We start from the raw sequence: 18,731 nt of genomic DNA, 5'->3' as shown, positions 1-18,731 counted from the left end.
GACGCGCGCCGGGCTAGCTTCCCGCTGTCCCGGCGTGGGACACGGCGCAGCCACCCAGGAGGGGCCATGGCCCGCAGACCCGTCGTGCTGGTGGCGACCGCCACCGTCCTCGTCGGCCTGGTCCCGGCGACCGCGGCCGCCGACGACGGCCAGGGGCAGTGGTCCGGAGAGCCGACCCCGGGCGCCCCGGGGATCGGCGACCCCTACTACCCGCTGGACGGCAACGGCGGGTACGACGTCGAGCACTACGACCTGGACCTGCGCTACGACCCCGCGACCGACGTCCTCTCCGGTACCGCGACCGTCGAGGCGACGGCGACCCAGGACCTGTCCGCCTTCGACCTCGACCTCGAGGGTCTGGAGGTGCGGTCGGTGACGGTCGACGGCCGGCCGGCGACCTGGAGCCGGGACGGCGGCGAGCTGACGATCACACCGGCGCGGCCGCTGGGGCAGGACCGGGAGTTCGCCGTCGCCGTCACCTACGACGGCGTGCCGGCCACGATCCAGGACCCCGCACTCGGGCAGTCGGGCTTCTTCCACACCGCCGACGGCGCCCTGGTCGCCGGCCAGCCCGAGAGCGCGGCCACCTGGTTCCCGGCGAACGACCACCCGCGCGACGCCGCCTCGGTGGCCGTGTCCATCGCCGTTCCCGAGGGGCTGGAGGGCATCTCCAACGGCGCGCTCGAGGGCACCCGGACGCAGGACGGGTGGACGACGTGGTCGTGGCGCGCCGAGGAACCCATGGCCACCTACCTGGTGACCCTCGCCGTCGGCGAGTTCGACATCCGCGCGTACGAGGTCGACGGCATCCGGTACTGGGACGCCGTCGACCCCTCCCTGGCCGGGCTCGACCCGGACCCGGACGTCGCGGGCCCGAGCGTCGGTGAGGTCGTCGACGCGGCTCTGGCCCGCCAGCCGGAGGTGATCGAGTTCCTGTCCGAGTCGTTCGGCCCGTACCCGTTCAGCACGGCGGGCGCGATCGTCGACAACGTCCCCGGGATGGCCTTCGCGCTGGAGACACAGACCCGGCCCGTGTACGCACCCGGTTTCTTCACCGACCCGGTGCAGGGCGACCTGGTCGTGGTGCACGAGCTGGCGCACCAGTGGTACGGCGACTCGGTCCGGCTCGACGCCTGGCAGCACATCTGGCTCAACGAGGGGTTCGCGACCTACGCCGAGTGGCTGTGGCTGGAGCGGGAGGGGCTCTCGACGCCCCAGAAGGAGTTCGACCAGCTGTACGCCAACGCGGACACGCTCTTCCCCGGCCTGCAGCCGCCGTTCTGGACGGTCCTCCCCGGAGATCCCGGCGCAGCCACTTCACTGCTGTTCCACCCGGCCGTGTACCAGCGCGGCGCCATGACGCTGCACGCGCTGCGGCAGGTCGTCGGTGACACGGCCTTCTTCCAGGTCGTCGACGAGTGGGCCACCTCGCGGGCGGGCCAGGCGGTCACCACCGACGAGTTCACCACCCTGGCGGAGAAGTTCTCCGGGCGCGAGCTCGACGACCTGTTCCAGGCCTGGCTGTACACGCCGGAGCGACCGGTGCTCGGCTGACGAAGGGCCCTCCTGCCCCCACCGCTCTCGCAGGCTCGCGGCGGGACCCTGCAGGAGGGCCGACGAGGGCAGGAGGGTCCTCTCTCAGCCGCTCGCGCCGAAACGCTCGACCCGGATCTCGGCCGCGGGGACGCCGAGGTCGACGAGCAGCTGACTGGCCGCCTCGGCGAACCCGGCGGACCCGCACACGTACGCGGTCCGGCCCGGCTCCCACAGCGGCACCAGCTCGGCGGCGGTCAGCCGCCCGGCCGAGCGGACGCCGTACGGCTCGCGGGTGGTGACGACGAGTGCGCCGGCCGCGAGCAGCTCGTCGGCGTAGGGCAGCTCGGCGAGTGTGCGGGTGGAGACGGCGGTGCGCAGGAGGTCGGTGCGGCCGAGGTCATGGGCGGTCCGCAGCATGGCCACCAGCGGGACGACGCCGGTGCCGCCGCCGACCAGCAGCGCCGGCCGCTCGCCGTCCCAGACGAACCAGCCGCCGATCGGGCCGCGGACGTCCAGCTCGTCGCCGGGCTCGACGACGTCGGCCAGGTAGGTGGAGACCTCCCCGTCGTCCAGCCGCTCGACGAACAGCTCCACCAGCGGGTCACCGGGCGGGGAGGCCACCGAGTAGGACCGCTGCGCGGTGTAGCCCTCCTCGGCGGTCAGCCGGACGACGTAGTGCTGGCCGGCCATGTGCTCGACCCGGTCGGTGACGTCGAGCCGCAGCTGGACGGCGTCCTCGACGGGATGCCGCACGTCGGTGACGGTCGCCGTCCGCCAGCCGCCGCTGGGCGCGTCCGGCCGCCTGGCCCCGTCCCGCGGCTCGCCCCGAGCCTGCCCGGGGGCTGACGGCCTCGGTTCCGGGTCCCGCCGCGAGCCTGCGAGCGGTGCGGGGAAGCGAGGTCCTTCCCGGGGTCCTTCGTCAGTCACCCTGGTAGCGCTGCTCGCGCCAGGGGTCGCCACGGTCGTGGTAGCCGTTCTGCTCCCAGAAGCCGGGCTGGTCGCGCTGCAGCAGCGTCAGCCGGGTGACCCACTTGGCGCTCTTCCAGAAGTACAGGTGCGGGACCAGCAGCCGCACCGGGCCGCCGTGCTCCACGGGCAGCGGGCCGCCGTCGTACTCCCACACCACCCACGCCCTGCCGCCGGTGACGTCCTCGAGCGGGAGGTTGGTGGTGTAGCCGGTCTTGGACGTCGCGACGACGAAGTGCGCGTCGGCGGTCGGGCGGGCCGCCTCCAGCAGGGTGTCGACGCTGACGCCGGCGAACCAGGTGTCGAACTTCGACCACGTGGTGACGCAGTGGATGTCGCCGCGGTACTCCGAGCGCGGCAGCCGGTGGGCCTCGTCCCAGGTCCACGTCGTCGGGTCCTCCACCCGGCCGTCGACGGTGATGCTCCAGGTCTCGGGCGAGATGCGCGGCGTCGGCTCGGCGGTCAGGATCGGCCAGTCGCGGCCGACGTCGTACTGCCCGGGCGGCAGCCGCGGGTCGCGCTCGCGGCGGCGGCCGAGGAATCCTCGCGTGGGTCCAGCCATGTCGTGTCCCTCCCCTGCGGGGACGCCCGCCAACCCCCGGCCGGTGTCGCGCTGCCCACGCGGCCGAGCAGCCTAACCACCCGGGCCGGTAAGGGCACCCTTACGAGAGCTGAGTCACTCTGTGTTCACGTGGTCGCAAACGTGGTAGAGGCATACCTTCGGTGGCTGTGGTGACGGTGACGCAACCCGGCCAGCGCAGAGCGCCCAAGGCCGCGAAGACGAGTTCGGTCTTCAAGAAGGTCGTGATGGCGGTCAGCGGCATCATCCTGGTGCTGTACCTGATCGCCCACATGATCGGGAACCTCAAGGTCTTCGCGGGCCGGGAGTCGTTCAACGGCTACTCCCACTGGATCCGCACGATCGGTGAGCCCGCCGTGCCCGCGCAGACGACCCTCACGATCATCCGCATCGTGCTGCTGGTCGCCGTGATCGCCCACATCTGGGCGGCGATCGCGCTGTGGCGGCAGGCCAAGCGGGCACGGCCGAACGGCTACGTCACGAAGAAGGCGGTGGCCCAGAGCTACGCCTCGCGGACCATGCGCTGGGGCGGTGTGATCGTCGGCCTGTTCGTCATCTACCACATCCTCGACCTCACGATGGGCGTGGCGAACCCCGAGGGCCCCGGCACCACGCCCTACGACCGCCTGGTCGCCGGGTTCTCGAACCCGCTCATCACCGCGGTCTACGTGATCGCCCTCATCCTGCTCGGCATGCACCTGCGCCACGGCATCTGGAGTGCCACGCAGACCCTCGGGCAGAGCAACAAGCGCCGGGAGAAGACGGTCAACCTCTTCGCCCTGGTCTTCTCCGTGGTGCTGATCGGCGGGTTCCTCCTCGTCCCGTTCAGCGTTCTCCTCGGGCTCGTCGGCTAAGGAGCTCAACGCGATGCCTCTCGACCTCTTCACCGTCGGCGACCCGATCGCCGACACCAAGGCGCCCATGGACGTGCCGATCGGCGAGCGGTGGAGCACCCGCCGGTTCCGCGCGCGTCTGGTCAACCCGGCCAACCGCCGCAAGCTCACCATCATCGTCGTCGGCACCGGCCTGGCCGGTGGCTCGGCCGCCGCGACGCTCGGCGAGGCCGGCTACAAGGTCAAGAACTTCTGGTTCCACGACAGCCCGCGCCGGGCGCACAGCGTCGCCGCGCAGGGCGGCATCAACGCCGCCAAGAACTACCGCAACGACGGCGACAGCGTGCACCGGCTGTTCTACGACACGGTCAAGGGCGGCGACTTCCGCTCCCGCGAGAACAACGTGCACCGCCTGGCCGAGGTCAGCGTCAACATCATCGACCAGTGCGTCGCCCAGGGCGTGCCCTTCGCCCGCGAGTACGGCGGCCTGCTCGACAACCGCTCCTTCGGTGGCGCGCAGGTGTCGCGGACCTTCTACGCCCGCGGCCAGACGGGCCAGCAGCTGCTCTACGGCGCCTACCAGGCGCTGGAGCGGCAGATGGCGGCCGGCACCGTCGAGCAGTTCCCGCGGCACGAGATGCTCGACCTGATCGTGGTCGACGGCCGGGCCCGCGGCATCGTGGCGCGCAACCTCATCACCGGCGAGGTCAGCACCCACTTCGCCGACGCCGTCGTCCTGGCCACCGGCGGGTACAGCAACGTCTTCTACCTCTCCACGAACGCCAAGGGCTCCAACGCCACGGCGATCTGGCGGGCGCACAAGCGGGGCGCGTACTTCGCCAACCCCTGCTACACGCAGATCCACCCGACCTGCATCCCGGTCAAGGGCGACTACCAGTCCAAGCTCACGCTGATGAGCGAGTCGCTGCGCAACGACGGCCGCGTGTGGGTGCCCAAGGAGCGCGGTGACACCCGCGACCCGAGGGAGATCCCCGAGGGCGAGCGGGACTACTACCTGGAGCGGATCTACCCCTCGTTCGGCAACCTGGTGCCCCGCGACATCGCCTCGCGCCAGGCCAAGAACGTCTGCGACGAGGGCCGCGGCGTGGGCCCGGGCGGGCTGGGCGTCTACCTGGACTTCGGCGACGCCATGAAGCGGCTGGGCCGGCCGGCCATCGAGGCCAAGTACGGCAACCTCTTCGACATGTACGCCCAGATCACGGGCGAGGACCCCTACGAGACGCCGATGCGGATCTACCCGGCGGTCCACTACACGATGGGCGGGCTGTGGGTCGACTACGACCTGCAGTCCACGATCCCCGGCATGTTCGTGATCGGGGAGGCCAACTTCTCCGACCACGGCGCGAACCGCCTGGGCGCCAGCGCGCTGATGCAGGGCCTGGCCGACGGCTACTTCGTGCTGCCCAACACCATCAACGACTACCTCGCCGACGGTCCGTTCCCGAAGGTCGACGAGGGCCACCCGGCCGTCGTCGAGGCGATGCAGGAGGTGCAGGGCCGGGTGCAGAAGCTGCTGTCGATCAACGGCAACCGCACCCCCGCCTCGTTCCACCGCGAGCTCGGCCGGCTGATGTGGGACCTGTGCGGCATGGAGCGCTCCGAGGAGAGCCTGCGCAAGGCCCTGGACCGGATCCCCGAGATCCGCCAGGAGTTCTGGACCAACCTCAAGGTCTCCGGCGACGAGAGCACGATCAACCCGACCCTGGAGCACGCCGGCCGCGTCGCGGACTTCATCGAGCTCGCCGAGCTGATGTGCGTCGACGCCCTCCACCGCGCCGAGAGCTGCGGCGGGCACTTCCGGGCCGAGAGCCAGACCCCCGAGGGCGAGGCGCTGCGCGACGACGAGAACTTCGCCTACGTCGCCGCGTGGGAGTGGACGCCGGAAGGCGCTCCCCCCGTCCTGCACCGCGAAGTCCTCGAGTACGAGTACGTCCACCTCGCCCAGCGGAGCTACAAGTGACTGCGACACGTGAGGGCGCGAGCTTCGCGTCCGGCACGGCGACCGACCCGGCCATGGCCCCTCACGGCATGACCCTGACGCTGCGGATCTGGCGGCAGAAGAGCCCCGCCGACAAGGGTCGGATGGTGACCTACCAGGTCGAGGACATCTCCCCGGACATGTCGTTCCTGGAGATGCTCGACGTCCTGAACGAGAAGCTGATCCTCGCCGGTGACGACCCGGTGGTCTTCGACCACGACTGCCGCGAGGGCATCTGCGGCAGCTGCGGCCTGATGATCAACGGGACGGCGCACGGCCGCGGCGTCTCGGGTGGTCCCACGACCACCTGCCAGCTGCACATGCGCAAGTTCAAGGACGGCGACACGATCGACATCGAGCCGTGGCGTGCGTCGGCGTTCCCGGTGATCAAGGACCTGTCGGTCGACCGGGGCGCGCTGGACCGGATCATCCAGGCCGGCGGCTACATCAGCGCCCCGACCGGGACCGCGCCGGAGGCCCACTCGATCCTGGTGCCGAAGGCCGACTCGGACGCGGCCTTCGACGCGGCGACCTGCATCGGCTGCGGCGCCTGCGTGGCGGCCTGCCCGAACGCCTCCTCGATGCTGTTCACCGCGGCCAAGGTCAGCCACCTCGGGCTCCTGCCGCAGGGCCAGCCCGAGCGCAACGAGCGCGTGGTCAACATGGTCACCCAGCAGGACCGCGAGGGCTTCGGCGGCTGCACCAACATCGGCGAGTGCTCGGCGGCCTGCCCCAAGGGCATCTCGATGGAGAACATCTCCCGGCTCAACCACGACCTGCTCGGCGCCCTGCGCGCCGGGGCCCGGCCGAAGAGCTGACGGAGGACCCCGTCCTCCCCACCCCGCGCGAGCTCGGCACGAGGACCCTCCTGCCCCCGCCACGCGCAGGCTCGCAGCGGGACCCTGCAGGAGGGCCGCTGGACGGGGCCGGCGGCGGTGCCCGGAAGGGGCCGCCGCCGACCGCCGGAGGGCGGGGACCCGAGCGCCGGGTCCCCGCCCTCCGGCGCGTTCCGGGCCCGGCTGGCGAGAGCTGGGTTCGGTGTGCGAACCTAGCGCGGTGACGACCGGACAGACGGATCTCTCCACGACGCCCGACGGCTGGGGCGAGCCCCGCTCGCGGACGGTGACCTGGCACGACCCGTTCGTCGTGGCCGCCGGGGCGATGGAGCGCAGCGGGCTCGAGACGCTGGAGGCGCTGCGGAACGGCGTCCTCCCGCCGCCGCCGATCGCCCGGCTGTTCCAGATGGACGTCGTCTCGGTCGCCGAGGGTCGGGTGGAGTTCGCCTGCGCGGTGGACGAGTCGATGTACAACCCGATCGGCGTCGTCCACGGCGGCCTGGTCTGCACGCTGCTGGACACCGTGGCGGGGTGCGCGGTGCACTCCACGCTCCCCCGCGGCGTCGGCTACACGTCCATCGAGCTGAAGGTCAGCTACCTGCGGTCGGTGCACACCGGCAGCGGCCCCCTCACCGCGATCGGGACGGTCGTCAAGCCCGGCCGGCGGGTGGCTTTCGCGGAGGGTGAGGTCCGCGACGCCGCCGGGCGGACGGTGGCGACGGCGACCAGCTCGCTGCTCGTCTTCCCCCTCGCCGGCTGACCGTCCGCCCGGGACGGGTTCACCCGACCGGGGTCGCCGTCCTGGCCTCGAGCCACGCCTCCAGCCGCTCGGGCGGCAGCGCCCGGCTGAGCTGGTACCCCTGGACGACGTCGCAGCCCAGGGCGGCGAGCGCGTCGACGGTCGCCTGGTCCTCCACGCCCTCGGCGACGAAGACCAGGCCGAGGGCGTGCGCGAGCTGCAGGGTCGAGGTGACGATCGACGCCGACCGGTCGCTGCCGGTCATCGCGCCGACGAAGGTGCGGTCGAGCTTGAGCTCGGTCACCGGCAGGGTGGCGAGGTAGGCGAGGCTGGACCAGCCGGTGCCGTAGTCGTCGATGGCGACGCCGACGCCGGCCTCGCGCAGGCCGGCGAGGACGCGGACGGCGCGCTCCCGGTCCTCCATGAGCAGGCTCTCGGTCACCTCGAGCACCAGTGCGGTCGCGGGGACGCCGTGCCGCGCGAGCAACCCGGCCACCTCGTCGGGGAAGCCCTCGTCGACCAGGTTCGAGGGGCTGACGTTGACCGCGACGGTCAGCTCGCGCCCGCGGTCGGACCACGCCCGCCGCTGCGCCAGTGCGGTGTCCAGCACCCGCCTGGTCAGCGCCGCCATGAGCCCGGCGGACTCCACCAGCTCGATGAAGGCGTCGGGGAACAACAGCCCACGTTCGGGGTGCTGCCAGCGCACCAGCGCCTCCACGCCGTCGACCCGGCCGGTCGCCAGGTCCAGTTTCGGCTGGTAGTGCAGCACCAGCTCGCCCTCGTCGACGGCTCGCCGCAGCTGGGCGATCGCCTCGAGGCGGTGCCGGCCCGAACCGTGGCGCTCGTCGTCGTAGACCACCGGGCCGCTGCGGCCGGCCTTGGCCGCGTACATGGCCAGGTCGGCCAACTGCAGCAGCTCCTGGGCCTGCCGGGAGTGCCGCGGGCCGAGGGCGATGCCCACGCTGGCCTCCACGCTCAGCGCCATGCCGGCGAGGTGGAACGGCCGCTCGAGCGTGGCGCAGAGCCGTCTGGCCAGTGCCAGGGCGCCGTCCTCCCCCAGGCCGGCCGCCAGGACGACGAACTCGTCGCCGCCCAGGCGGGCCAGCAGGTCATCGGACCGCAGGTGCCCGGCCAACCGCGGCCCGACCTCGCGCAGCAGCGCGTCGCCGACGCCGTGGCCCAGTGAGTCGTTGATCTCCTTGAACCGGTCGAGGTCCAGGACCAGGACGGCGGTGCTGCCGCCGCCGGCCGCCATCCGCGCGTCGGCTGCGGTGAGGGTCTCGAAGACCTGGCGGCGGTTGGGCAGGCCGGTGAGCTCGTCGGTGCGCGCCTGGTGCCGGCTGTCGGCCAGCGCCCGGACCTCGCGGAAGGTCAGCGCGGTGCGGGCGAGGGCGGCCACCACGGCGCCGAAGGCGAGCGCGCCGGCCAGTGGGTCGTGGTCCTGCGAGTAGCCCAGCAGCAGGAGGACCAGCGCGGCGAGGGCGCACAGCCCCGGGACGACGAGCGCGCGCACGCCACGCAGCTGGTCGGGCCTGGGCGGTCGGGGCCCTTGGCAGGCGGCCAGCCCGTAGCAGAGGAAGGCCAGCCCCCAGCCCACGTCGAGCGGGCCGCCGACGACGTAGGTGCCGTGCGCGACGTGGAAGGCGTACAGGCTGTCGGTCAGCACGAACAGCGCCGTCCCGGCGGTGAGCCACCACCAGGCCGCATCGGCGCCACGACCGATGACGACGAGGGCGCCGGCGATGAGCACCAGCAGCAGCAGATCGGCGACCGGGTAGGCGGCGATGAGCACGGCGCCGCGCAGCGCGAGGTCGAGGTAGGGGCCGAAGGCGAACGCCGACGCGAACGCCGCAGCGGTCAACCCGGTCACGACGGCGTCGAGCCACATGCTCGACGTCAGCCGCGGCGCCCGTGTCCGGAGCAGCCGGAACAGCGCGGCGCAGGCCAGCGGGTGGAAGCCGACGAAGGCGACGTCGAACCAGGCGGGGCGGACGACCGGTCCGGGCCCGGTGTCGGCGATGGCGTAGCCCAGCGCGCCGACCGTGTAGGAGCCCACGGCGGCGGCGAACAGCAACCACGCGCCGCGGTCCTCCCGCACCGTGACCGCCCGCAGGACCAGCAGCGCGGTGAGCCCGACGAGGAACACCCACTTGCCGCCGACGGCCAGGTCGCCCAGCACACCGGCGCCCCCGAGCCCGTGGGTCGCCAGCGACAGCACGTAGGCCGACGCCAGGACGGCGGCGCAGACGCGGACGCCCCGCAGCGGCCGGTCGACCGACTGCCGGGTGCGGCCACGCCGGGCGCGCGTGAGGACTCCGACCACGAGGACAGCATCGGTCACCCGGCGGCGGGCCTTCACCCCACGGCCGGGAGCACCGGGCCTGCCTCACTAAAAGGAGAGGAACGGTCACCGAGCGTACGGGCGGCCACGCTGGGTGCCCACCCTGGGGCCTCCCGGTGCGGCGTGACCGACTGGTTATGCTCCCCGAGCGGTCCGGTCAGGCGTCGAACAGTCGGCACCCGGCAACGAAGCCGACGAGCGACGACTGGCATCGGGGGATCGATGACGACCGGCACGCCCAGGCCCGGAGACCAGGGGTCCGGAACACCCGTGCCGCGGGACGCGGCGACCCGGCACGCCGACGCGATGCGGAGCCTCACCGCCGAGGTCGACCGCCTGCGGCACAACCTGGACAGCGTCAGCCGGCAGTCGGAGAACCTGCAGGCGGCACTGGAGAGCAACCGCCGCATCGGCATGGCCGTCGGCATCCTCATGGTCACCTGACGGCTCACCGACGAGGCCGCGTTCGAGTGCCTGCGTCAGGTGAGCAACCGGCGCAACGTGAAGCTGCGCCTGGTGGCCGAGGAGGTCATCTAAAAGGGCGTGCTGGACTAGCGGCTCTGCAGCGCGTCGAGCGCGACGGCCATGGCGGCCGCGACGCGGAAGTCGAGCCGCGGGTCGGGCACGGTGACGGTGTAGCGGTCCCGGACGGCCTTCTGCCGCTCGCTGGTCATCACCGGGGCGCCGGTCGCGGTGTCGACGAAGTCGAAGTGGAAGACGAACGGCACCCAGACCTCGCCGAGGTAGGGGATGAAGTCCCAGACCCGGCGCAGGACGGCGATCGACTGCCGGCGCTCGCGGCCGACGGCGTTGAGGGTGGGGGTCGACAGGTCCCAGGTGGAGCGCAACAGGCTGGCACCGAACTGCTTGCGGAAGTACCCCAGCGGGGTGCCGTACTCGTCGAAGACGTCGTGCTCCGCCGCGACGTCGAGCCGCTGCCGCGCCTTGAAGCGGAAGACCGCGCGGCTCTTGGAGGGGTCGGCGTAGAAGACGACCTCCTCCTTGAGCTTCATGCGCTTCTGCTCCGCGAACGCGAGCAGCGGCCCCTCGGAGCCGTCGGAGTTCATCCCGACGACCTCGTAGCGGTTGACCATCAGCGTGATCCGCTGCCGCACGAAGAAGGCCGGCACGACCATCGGGGCGGGCGGCTGCAGCGGTCCGGGCGGAACGGTCACGTCGGGTCTCCCGTACGGGTCCAGGGGTGGGTGGTCGGGCGTCATCGTGTCCCATCGGACGCCGTCCGCGCCGGTCGACGGCCCCGGTGCCCCCCGTGTCCTCCCCGCTTCAGGGGCCTCGGGGTCAGCTGCGAGGCACCTGCTCCTCGCGGGGCGCCGTCCCCCGCCGCTCCTGGCTGGGGACGACGGCCGCGACGTCGACGTCCCCCGGGCCCTCGTCCCCTCGGGCCGCCGTGGTGCCGAGGTGGCGCAGCGCGAAGCCCAGCACGATGCCCGTGACCCCACGCAGCAGCGCCATGGCCCCGACCCAGAACAAGATCAGGAAGGTGCGGCGGGCGATGGTCGCCGCCGGGTCGGCGCTGGAGGCCCACACGGCGAGCAGCAGCAGGAGCACCCCGCTGACCAGGCCGATCCACCAGTACGGGTTCTCCCGGCGCGAGGCGACCCCGCGGGCGATCTCGAAGGCGCCGGCGAGGAAGAGGACCAGGCCCAGCACCGACGCGAGCGCGAAGAAGGTGTTGATCGGCCGGAGGAACGCCCACAGCCCGGCCAGGACGAACAGCGCGGCGACGACGTAGTGCAGGACCCTCCAACCGCCGTCCACCATGGAGGCGAGGCCGGCCTCGTTGACCCCCGCGGCCAGGAGGACGCAGCCGATCAGCACCCCCACGGCCGCGAGCGAGCCGACGTCGGCCCGGAGCACCAACCAGGCGACGACCAACCAGGCCACCCCCGCGACCACCATCACCCACCAGTACCGGGCCGATTCCCGCAGCAGCACCGCTCCGGTGTCCCGCAGGGCTGTACGTCCTCCGCCGTCCATGACGTCCTCCGACGGTCGTCCGCGGCATGCCGGTCATGCCGCTGTCCACGGCCGGGGAGAGCCTCCCGCGCGGGGGACGCCCGCGACCACGGGCCTACGTCCCCGTGTCGGGCCTCAGGCGTGGTCGGCAGGCGCGGGGCCGGAGCGGGTGCCGACGAGGGCGGTGTGCAGCCGCTCGACGAGCCCGTCCAGGACGGAGGGACGGCGGTCGGGAGGCAGCGGCGCCGACGGCAGCAGCACCCACAGGAGCAGGTAGACGACGACACCGGCGCCACCGGCGACGGTGAGGCCGACCATGCCGACTCGCCAGAGGACGGCGTCGATGCCGCTGTACTCGGCGAGGCCGCCGCAGACGCCGCCGAGCCAGCGGTCGGTGCCGCTGCGACGCAGCTCCGGGCGGGCCGGCGGAGGGGTGGAGTGGTTCGGGATCGCGTTCGTCATGGGGACGAGCGTGGCCCCGCCCGGACGGCGCGGGTACCGGGGAACGCCCCGATCGGACCCCCGTTCTGGGCATCGGGGTGGTCCCTCGTCCCGGCTCGGGGTGTGGGCACGCGTGGCCACGGTGCGGCGGTGCCGACGAGCGACCGCGTGACGACGTCCGGGCCGGCCGGGGCGCCGGCGTCCTGCTGCTGCACCCGTGGTGGGGCGTGACCCCGGCGGTGCGGGAGTGGGCCGACCAGCTGGTCGCCGCCGGGCCGGCGCGGGACCGTGTCGTCGTCCGGCTCGACGTGCCGGCCCCGGAGGTCAGGGGCCGGCGGGCGTCCGGCTGCGCTGTTGGGCGCCGATGTCCCCGTACGGGTAGTCGGCGCGGCCGGGGTCGCTGACCGCGTCCAGCCGGGCGAGCTCCTCCGGCTCCAGCGTCACGCCGACGACGCCCAGGTCGTCGCTCAGTTGCCCGGTGGTGCGGGCCCCGAGGATGACCGAGGTGACGGCGGGCCGGTCGAGCAGCCAGGCGAGCGCGACCTGCGACATCGAGACGCCACGGGCCTCGGCGACGTCCTGGACGACCTCCAGCACGTCCCAGGTGCGCTGCCGGGAGCCGACCCGGTCGTAGGCCTCCATGCCGCGGCCGGGGTCCTCCCCCAGCCGGGTCGCGCCCTCGGGCCGCTGGGCGCGGGTGTACTTCCCCGACAGCCAGCCTCCGCCGAGCGGGCCCCAGGGCAGCATGCCGAGGCCGTTGTGCAGGCAGGCGGGGACGATCTCGAACTCGACGTCCCGGACGAGCAGGCTGTAGCTCGGCTGCAGGGTGACCGGGACGGCGAGGTGCTGGTGCTCGGCGAGGTCGACGGCCTTCTGCACCTGCCAGGCGGTGAAGTTCGACAGGCCCGGGTAGCCGATCTTGCCGGCGGAGACGGCGTCGTCGAGGAAGCGCAGGGTCTCCTCGAGCGGGGTCAGCGGGTCCCAGGCGTGCAGCTGGTAGAGGTCGACGTGGTCGACGCCGAGCCGGCGCAGGGAGTCGTCGAGGGCCCGGCGCAGGTGGCGGCGGGAGGTGCCGAGGGCGTTGGGGTCCTCGCCCATCGGGAAGCGGCCTTTGGTCGCGAGGACGACGCGGTCGCGGACGTCGGCCGGGCGGGAGGCCAGCCAGCGCCCGGTGATCTCCTCGGCCGCGCCGGCGGAGTAGACGTCGGCGAGGTCGACCAGCGTGCCGCCGACCTCGACGAACAGGTCGAGCTGCTCGTGCGCGCCCGCCTCGTCGGTCTCGGCGCCGAAGGTCATCGTGCCCAGGGCGAGGGCCGAGACCGCGCAGCCGCTGCGGCCGAGCGTGCGGTACTCCACGACGGTGCTCCTGTTCCCCGGGGTCCCGCGCGACGTTGCCGCAGCACGCGCGCGGCCACCACTCGAGGTCAGGCCGCCGCGGTGGTGTGTCAGCCGCTCCGCCGGTCGACTGCCGCCCTGAGCAGGCCCGCGACCTCCGGGGTGGCGGCGTACGCGCCGGCGGTCAGGAAGGACTGCTGGATGACCCCGTTGAGGTCGTGCCGCGACATCATGTCGTTGCCCATGGCCCGCTGCTCGGCCGCACCGGGAGCGAAGACGACGGTCCGGACGCCCGCCCGCTGCAACGCCCTGACCTCGTGCTTCAGCAGGCGTGCGGCGTGCCGGCGGGAGGCCGCGTAGACGTCGGGGAGCCAGCCCGCGGGTCCACTCATCGGTGAGATGACGATGACGATGTCCAGCCCCCGGCTGCGGAGCACCGCGGCGTTGGTGGGCGAGTGCACCCCGCCGTCGACGTACTGGTGACCGCCGATCTGGACCGGGGCGAAGTACCCGGGCACGGCGCAGGACGCCGCGACAGCCTGGTGGACCGGCACCTCGGGCGTACCCGGGCGGCCGAACACGACCCGGCGACCGTCGCGCCTGCGGACAGCACAGATCCACAGGTCGGGCTCCGGCCACTGCGGTCCCTCCAGCTCACGGAGGGCGGCCAGCTGTTCGGCGACGTCGTGCCGTCCCGGCGCGATGAGGGCCATGCCGGCCGCCAACGGCCGGAACCGCCACGGTCGGGTCAGCGCCCGCTGCACCATGTGCCGCCCCGGCAGCCGCAGGGGCCGGCGCAGGAGGTGCAGCGGGTTGAAGGGCGCCAGCTCGGGGACGGGCGTGCCGGCCACGTGGCGGAGGACGTCGTCCTCGTCCGACAGCGGGGCCTTCACCGTCCAGGCGGCGAGGTCCTCGGCCGAGACGCCCAGCCGCAGCAGCGTGCCGGTGATGGAGCCGGCCGACGTCCCGACGATCACGTCGACCGTGCGTGCGTCGAAGCCGAAGTCGTGCTCGAGCACCGCGAGCACGCCCGAGTGGTACGCCTGACCCACGACGCCGCCACCGCCCAGCACCAAGCCGACGTGCATCACGCATCGAGCGTGCCAGGCCCCTCCCAGGTCCGCGACGACCCCTCGGGGCGGGGCTCGCCGTGTATCGGACCGGTCGGTGGAGGCGGCGTCGCGCTCGCCTCCACCGACCGCTGGGCTCAGGTGCGGCTGCCGCCCCCGATCATGGGGTCGTCGCCGGAGTCCCGAACTCCCTGCTCGACGCCCTCGGTGGAGGACGGCGCGGTGTAGCCCGCGGGGTCGGACTCGGTGGTCAGCGCGTCGTCCCGCACCACGTCGGGGGGTGGCTGCTCGACGACGGTGACCTCCTGGGGCTGGCGCACGCCGCCCTCCGGCTGCTGCTCGCGCTCACTCCCCTTCGACGAGGCCACGGCCGCGCCTGCGGCTGCCGCGACGCCGGCCACGGCCGCGACACCGGCGGCGACGGCCTTGCCCGACACCCCGGCCTTGCCGCTGTCGCCGTGCGAGCCGACGGCGTCCCCGACGCCGGGCGTGCCGACGTCGAGGTCCTCGTTGATCGAGCCGCGCCAGGCACCGGTGGCGTAGCCCTCGTCCTCGATCAGCTCCTTGAACTTCTTCAGGTCGGAGTCGACCTGCCGCTCCACGATGCCGAGCTTGTCGCCGACCTGCTCCACGGCACCCTCGGGCTCGTACTCCAGGGTCAGGTAGACGATCGTCGAGCTCGGGCCGGCGGGCTCGAAGCGGACCGCGCCGGCGTTCGTGGCCCCGCTGGTCGCGGCCCAGGCGACCTTGCGGTCCGGTTCCTGCTCGAGGATCGAGGCGTCCCACTCCCGGCGGACGCCCGCGATCTCGGCGACCCAGTGCAGGCGCCGGTCGTCGAGCTGGCGGACCTCCCTGACCCCGCCCATGAAGTGCGGGAAGTCCTCGAACTGGGTCCACTGGTTGTAGGCCTGGTTCACCGGTACGTCGACCTGGATCGACCTCTCGACCTTGGTCGTCATCGCTGGTCCTCCCTCGTCGCGGGCAATGGACACCCCGGCTACCCCCGGGCGCAGCAGGTGATGCACGTCACTCGTGAGCGTGCTGCGGCGTGCGGGACACGTGTGACTCCCGGGTTCGCGCCGGGGACGTCGTCCGCCGATGAGGCGGGCATGCGCGCCAGCCACGTCGCCACCGCCCTCGCCGCCTTCCTCGCCGGGTCGACCGCCGCCACGGTCCTGCACCGCCGCGCCGCGCACCCTGTGCCGGCCGCCGCTCCCGTCGCTGCGTCCCCGGCCGCTCCGGTCGAGGAGCACGGCGCCGTCGTCCTGCCGTTTTCCCGCCCGGCCGTCGTGGCTCCCGTGGTCGCCACGCCGGCCGCCGCCGCTCCGGCCCGCTGCGGTGACAGCGGCGGTCGCACCAAGGCCGGCGCGCCCTGCGGCGCCCGCGCCACCACCGGTGGCCGCTGCCACCACCACCCGCTGGCCGCCTGAGCGGCTCCACGTTCCCGCGGGAACGTCTCGTCGGCGGACGTGGGCTCCGGAGGACCGCTCGGTCGGTCCCGCCCTCACCGGCCGACGCCTCGACGACGGTTGCGCGGATGCGCCGTTCCTGGGCTGCGGACTGCGCACCCGCGCACACCGTCGGGTTGTCGTGCCTCGACTCACCGAACCGGACGGTTGCCGGGGTGGGTGATCGGCGTCGGCCCTCGCCGAGCAGAGCCGCGCGGAGTGGTCCGCGAGTTCCGCTGGCGTCCTGAGCGGCCGGACCGGTGGCGGTTCCGACCGACGGTGCGGATTGGCGCGCCACCTGCTGGGTAGCTGCGGGCGACGGCCGTCGCACGACGGCCCGGTCGTCCGGCCGCTCAGACAGGAGGCCACCATGACACTGCCCGATCGGGACGCTGCGAGGGACTGGGTCGGCCGGACGGTGGTCGACCGCGACGGCACCGAGATCGGGGTGTGCGCCGCTCTGCTGGCCGACGAGGCGACCGGGCTGCCGGAGTGGTTGTACGCCGAACGCGACGAGGTGACCGTGGTGGTCCCGCTCCTCGACGCGACGGGGGACGGGAGCCGGGTCCAGGTGACGGTCACCCGGGCCGACGCCGACGGCGCGCCACGGTTCGGTCCCGCGCGTGAGCTGTCCCAGGACCAGGAGGCGGAGCTCTACCGGCACTACGGGATCGAGTACTCGACGGCCACCTCGGACAGCCTCCTGCCGACCGCCGACGCCGAGCCGACCGAGGTCGAGTCCACCGCGTCCGAGCTGGCCGAGACCGAGCCGATCATCCCTGAGCCGACCGTCGCTGAGCCGAGCGACACCGAGCCAGCCAGGCCCGAACCGGACACGGCCCGCAGCCAGTCCGTCGCCAGCGGCACCGCACGGCGCGGTCGCGGAGTGGCGGCCGCCGTGGCCCTGCTCGCGGGCCTGGCGGCCGCCGTCGTAGCGGCGGTACGCCTGCGCCGGGGGTCACCCCTGGGATCGGTGCGCCTGCTGCGGCGCGGGGCTCCCCCGCCGAGGTCGGCCGCGCAGCGCGCGCTCGCCGGCGCAGCCGCCGCCCGCGCTCGGGTCGTGCAGGCCGCAGCGGCGGCCGGACCCGTGGTGGAGGCCTCCGGCGTCCTGGCGCGGCGTGGTGCGTCCGCAGGTGCCCAGTCGGTCCGCCGTGCGGCGGAGACGGCGGCGACGGCGGCGAGGACCTACACCGACGAGGCGACGGCGCGGCTCGTACCGCTGCTGGCCGAGACCGGGCAGGCGGTCTGGCGTGCCGCCCGCGCCGGGACGGACTCGGCCCTGAGGACGACCGATGCGGCCACCTCGGCGGTCGGGGCGGCCGTGCCGCGGGTGGCCGCCGGCGCCGTGCGTGCCGGCCGGACGGGTCTGAGTGCCGTGCTCGCGGTGGGAGCGGCAGCCGAGGCGGTGCCCGAGGTGGTGGCCGAGACCGGTGAACGACTGGAGAAGGGCTGGAGGAGAGTCATGGGCAGGTTGTCGTTGGGGCTCGGCTTCGGTGTCGGGTACGTGCTCGGTGCGCGCGCCGGACGGGCTCGGTACGAGCAGATCAGGCAGGCCGCGGCCGGCCTCATGGAGCGGCCGCAGGTCCAGCAGGCCGTCGAGCAGGTCAGGGCCGCCGCTCCGGCGCCCCTGCAGGGGAGCATCGACAAGCTGTCCGGGCGGGGGGCCGACCGGCAGAGCACCGGCACGGGCACCGGTGCCGGCACGAGCACGAGCACGGGCACCGGGGCCGGCACGGGCGCGGGCACCGGCACCGGCACCGGCACGGACACGGTCGACGTCGAGGCTCTCGTCGTCGAGGAGGTCGACGTCGTCGTGACGCCACCTCCGCCGGCGTCGGGCACGGGCGGCCCCGTCGGGACGGACGCTCCCCTGCCGGACCCGCTGATCCCGCCCACCAAGTCGGACGACGGTCCCGCCGGACGGGTCTGACCACGGCGCAGCCGTAGCGGCCACTGCGGGCTCCGACCCGCCGTCCACGCCGGTGCAGGTGAGGTGTGCTCCGCGGCAGGCGACGACGGGACAGGCAGGGCGGGCGGGTGTCTCCATCCCCCCGCCCGCCCTGCGACAGCCGGGCTCAGCGGTGGACGAGCGTCCCGTCGTCGAGGTCGGCCTCGGGCAGCAGTTCCATCTCCTCTGCGTGCTCCGGCATGTGGGGTCCACGGCTCCCGGTCGCCCTGCTTGAACAGCACGTGCTGCGAGCGCAGGACGTACCCGGTGTTGAAGTCCTCCGGGTCCGACCACGGCCGGATCTGCATGTCGGCGTCCTCCGGCCGCAGCGTCGGGACTGCTCGCCGGGCACGTCGCCGCCCCCTGCCCGGAGGGCACCTGGTTCTTCACCGGGGGCGCCGGCCAGCCGCCGCACCAGAACACCGTCGGCCACCGCTGGCGGACGACGCTCGCCACGGCCGGCCTCACGGGCGTGAAGCTGCACGACCTGCGACACTTCTACGCGTCCGGGCTCATCGCCTCCGGCTGCGACGTCGTCACCGTCCAGCGGGCCCTCGGGCACGCCAGCGCCACCACGACGCTGAACACCTGCAGCCACCTCTGGCCCACCGCCGAGGAACTCTTCGCGGACAGTTGCGGGCTGGGTGCGGACCCGGCCACCTCGCCGAGCCTCTGACCTGCG

18 protein-coding genes and 1 pseudogene are annotated in these 18,731 nt (G+C 73.6%); 10 read left to right on the top strand and 9 right to left on the bottom strand.

Features of this window, described 5'->3' with window-relative positions; genetic code table 11:
- The first annotated feature begins 66 nt into the window (after positions 1 to 66).
- A complete protein-coding gene (locus ACU610_RS24725; protein ID WP_446770334.1) occupies positions 67 to 1,554 on the top strand; it encodes a M1 family metallopeptidase in 1,488 nt (495 codons plus the stop codon).
- Between the two features lie 84 nt (positions 1,555 to 1,638).
- On the opposite strand, the gene ACU610_RS24720 is transcribed toward ACU610_RS24725, so the two are convergent.
- Positions 1,639 to 2,289, bottom strand: coding sequence for an FAD-binding oxidoreductase (locus ACU610_RS24720; protein WP_446770333.1), 651 nt, complete (start codon positions 2,287 to 2,289; stop codon positions 1,639 to 1,641).
- Positions 2,290 to 2,455: 166 nt separating this feature from the next.
- Positions 2,456 to 3,064 (bottom strand): sulfite oxidase-like oxidoreductase, encoded by a 609-nt coding sequence (locus ACU610_RS24715; protein WP_446770332.1) that lies wholly within the window; start codon positions 3,062 to 3,064, stop codon positions 2,456 to 2,458.
- A 170-nt stretch (positions 3,065 to 3,234) separates the two neighbouring features.
- Here ACU610_RS24715 and ACU610_RS24710 point away from each other — a divergent pair, with 170 nt between their 5' ends.
- The 4 genes from ACU610_RS24710 (at position 3,235) to ACU610_RS24695 (ending at position 7,510) form a co-directional block, all read left to right on the top strand.
- The gene (locus tag ACU610_RS24710) at positions 3,235 to 3,936 is read left to right on the top strand and encodes a succinate dehydrogenase cytochrome b subunit (RefSeq protein ID WP_446770331.1); all 702 of its coding nucleotides are present in this window, start codon (positions 3,235 to 3,237) and stop codon (positions 3,934 to 3,936) included.
- 13 nt (positions 3,937 to 3,949) lie between these two features.
- Positions 3,950 to 5,896, top strand: a complete 1,947-nt coding sequence (locus tag ACU610_RS24705) for a fumarate reductase/succinate dehydrogenase flavoprotein subunit (RefSeq protein ID WP_446770330.1) — start codon at positions 3,950 to 3,952, stop codon at positions 5,894 to 5,896.
- Positions 5,893 to 6,732: a succinate dehydrogenase/fumarate reductase iron-sulfur subunit gene (locus ACU610_RS24700; protein WP_446770329.1), complete on the top strand. Its 840-nt coding sequence runs from the start codon at positions 5,893 to 5,895 to the stop codon at positions 6,730 to 6,732. Before ACU610_RS24705 ends, ACU610_RS24700 begins: the two co-directional genes overlap by 4 nt.
- A 238-nt stretch (positions 6,733 to 6,970) precedes the next feature.
- Positions 6,971 to 7,510 (top strand): PaaI family thioesterase, encoded by a 540-nt coding sequence (locus tag ACU610_RS24695; protein WP_446770328.1) that lies wholly within the window; start codon positions 6,971 to 6,973, stop codon positions 7,508 to 7,510.
- Positions 7,511 to 7,529: 19 nt separating this feature from the next.
- Here the strand turns inward: ACU610_RS24695 and ACU610_RS24690 are convergent, their stop codons facing one another.
- A complete protein-coding gene (locus tag ACU610_RS24690; protein WP_446770327.1) occupies positions 7,530 to 9,812 on the bottom strand; it encodes a putative bifunctional diguanylate cyclase/phosphodiesterase in 2,283 nt (760 codons plus the stop codon).
- Positions 9,813 to 10,100: 288 nt separating this feature from the next.
- Here ACU610_RS24690 and ACU610_RS24685 point away from each other — a divergent pair, with 288 nt between their 5' ends.
- Positions 10,101 to 10,274 carry a hypothetical protein gene (locus ACU610_RS24685; RefSeq protein WP_446770326.1) on the top strand — a complete coding sequence of 58 codons (174 nt, stop codon included), beginning with the start codon at positions 10,101 to 10,103 and terminating at the stop codon, positions 10,272 to 10,274.
- Between the two features lie 12 nt (positions 10,275 to 10,286).
- A pseudogene (locus ACU610_RS24680) lies at positions 10,287 to 10,367 on the top strand (ANTAR domain-containing protein); the annotation flags it as partial.
- A gap of 14 nt (positions 10,368 to 10,381) precedes the next feature.
- Here the strand turns inward: ACU610_RS24680 and ACU610_RS24675 are convergent.
- From ACU610_RS24675 to ACU610_RS24650, 6 genes are all read right to left on the bottom strand, one after another.
- Positions 10,382 to 11,005 carry a hypothetical protein gene (locus ACU610_RS24675; protein ID WP_446770325.1) on the bottom strand — a complete coding sequence of 208 codons (624 nt, stop codon included), beginning with the start codon at positions 11,003 to 11,005 and terminating at the stop codon, positions 10,382 to 10,384.
- Between the two features lie 124 nt (positions 11,006 to 11,129).
- Positions 11,130 to 11,828, bottom strand: a complete 699-nt coding sequence (locus ACU610_RS24670; RefSeq protein ID WP_446770324.1) for an HdeD family acid-resistance protein — start codon at positions 11,826 to 11,828, stop codon at positions 11,130 to 11,132.
- A 114-nt stretch (positions 11,829 to 11,942) separates the two neighbouring features.
- Positions 11,943 to 12,269: a PspC domain-containing protein gene (locus ACU610_RS24665; RefSeq protein ID WP_446770323.1), complete on the bottom strand. Its 327-nt coding sequence runs from the start codon at positions 12,267 to 12,269 to the stop codon at positions 11,943 to 11,945.
- Positions 12,270 to 12,572: 303 nt separating this feature from the next.
- Complete coding sequence (locus ACU610_RS24660) at positions 12,573 to 13,604, bottom strand: aldo/keto reductase (protein ID WP_446770322.1); 1,032 nt, start codon at positions 13,602 to 13,604, stop codon at positions 12,573 to 12,575.
- A gap of 89 nt (positions 13,605 to 13,693) precedes the next feature.
- Positions 13,694 to 14,671: a patatin-like phospholipase family protein gene (locus ACU610_RS24655; RefSeq protein WP_446770754.1), complete on the bottom strand. Its 978-nt coding sequence runs from the start codon at positions 14,669 to 14,671 to the stop codon at positions 13,694 to 13,696.
- 119 nt (positions 14,672 to 14,790) lie between these two features.
- A complete protein-coding gene (locus ACU610_RS24650) occupies positions 14,791 to 15,612 on the bottom strand; it encodes an SRPBCC family protein (protein ID WP_446770321.1) in 822 nt (273 codons plus the stop codon).
- A gap of 150 nt (positions 15,613 to 15,762) precedes the next feature.
- Between ACU610_RS24650 and ACU610_RS24645 the strand changes: the two genes are divergently transcribed.
- The 3 genes from ACU610_RS24645 (at position 15,763) to ACU610_RS24635 (ending at position 18,725) form a co-directional block, all read left to right on the top strand.
- Complete coding sequence (locus ACU610_RS24645) at positions 15,763 to 16,083, top strand: hypothetical protein (RefSeq protein WP_446770320.1); 321 nt, start codon at positions 15,763 to 15,765, stop codon at positions 16,081 to 16,083.
- 388 nt (positions 16,084 to 16,471) lie between these two features.
- Positions 16,472 to 18,031, top strand: a complete 1,560-nt coding sequence (locus ACU610_RS24640) for a hypothetical protein (protein WP_446770319.1) — start codon at positions 16,472 to 16,474, stop codon at positions 18,029 to 18,031.
- Positions 18,032 to 18,386: 355 nt separating this feature from the next.
- Positions 18,387 to 18,725 (top strand): tyrosine-type recombinase/integrase, encoded by a 339-nt coding sequence (locus ACU610_RS24635; RefSeq protein ID WP_446770753.1) that lies wholly within the window; start codon positions 18,387 to 18,389, stop codon positions 18,723 to 18,725.
- Positions 18,726 to 18,731: the final 6 nt, after the last annotated feature.

Source organism: Geodermatophilus sp. URMC 61 (assembly GCF_052931555.1).
This window is presented reverse-complemented; position numbering and strand designations above follow the sequence as displayed.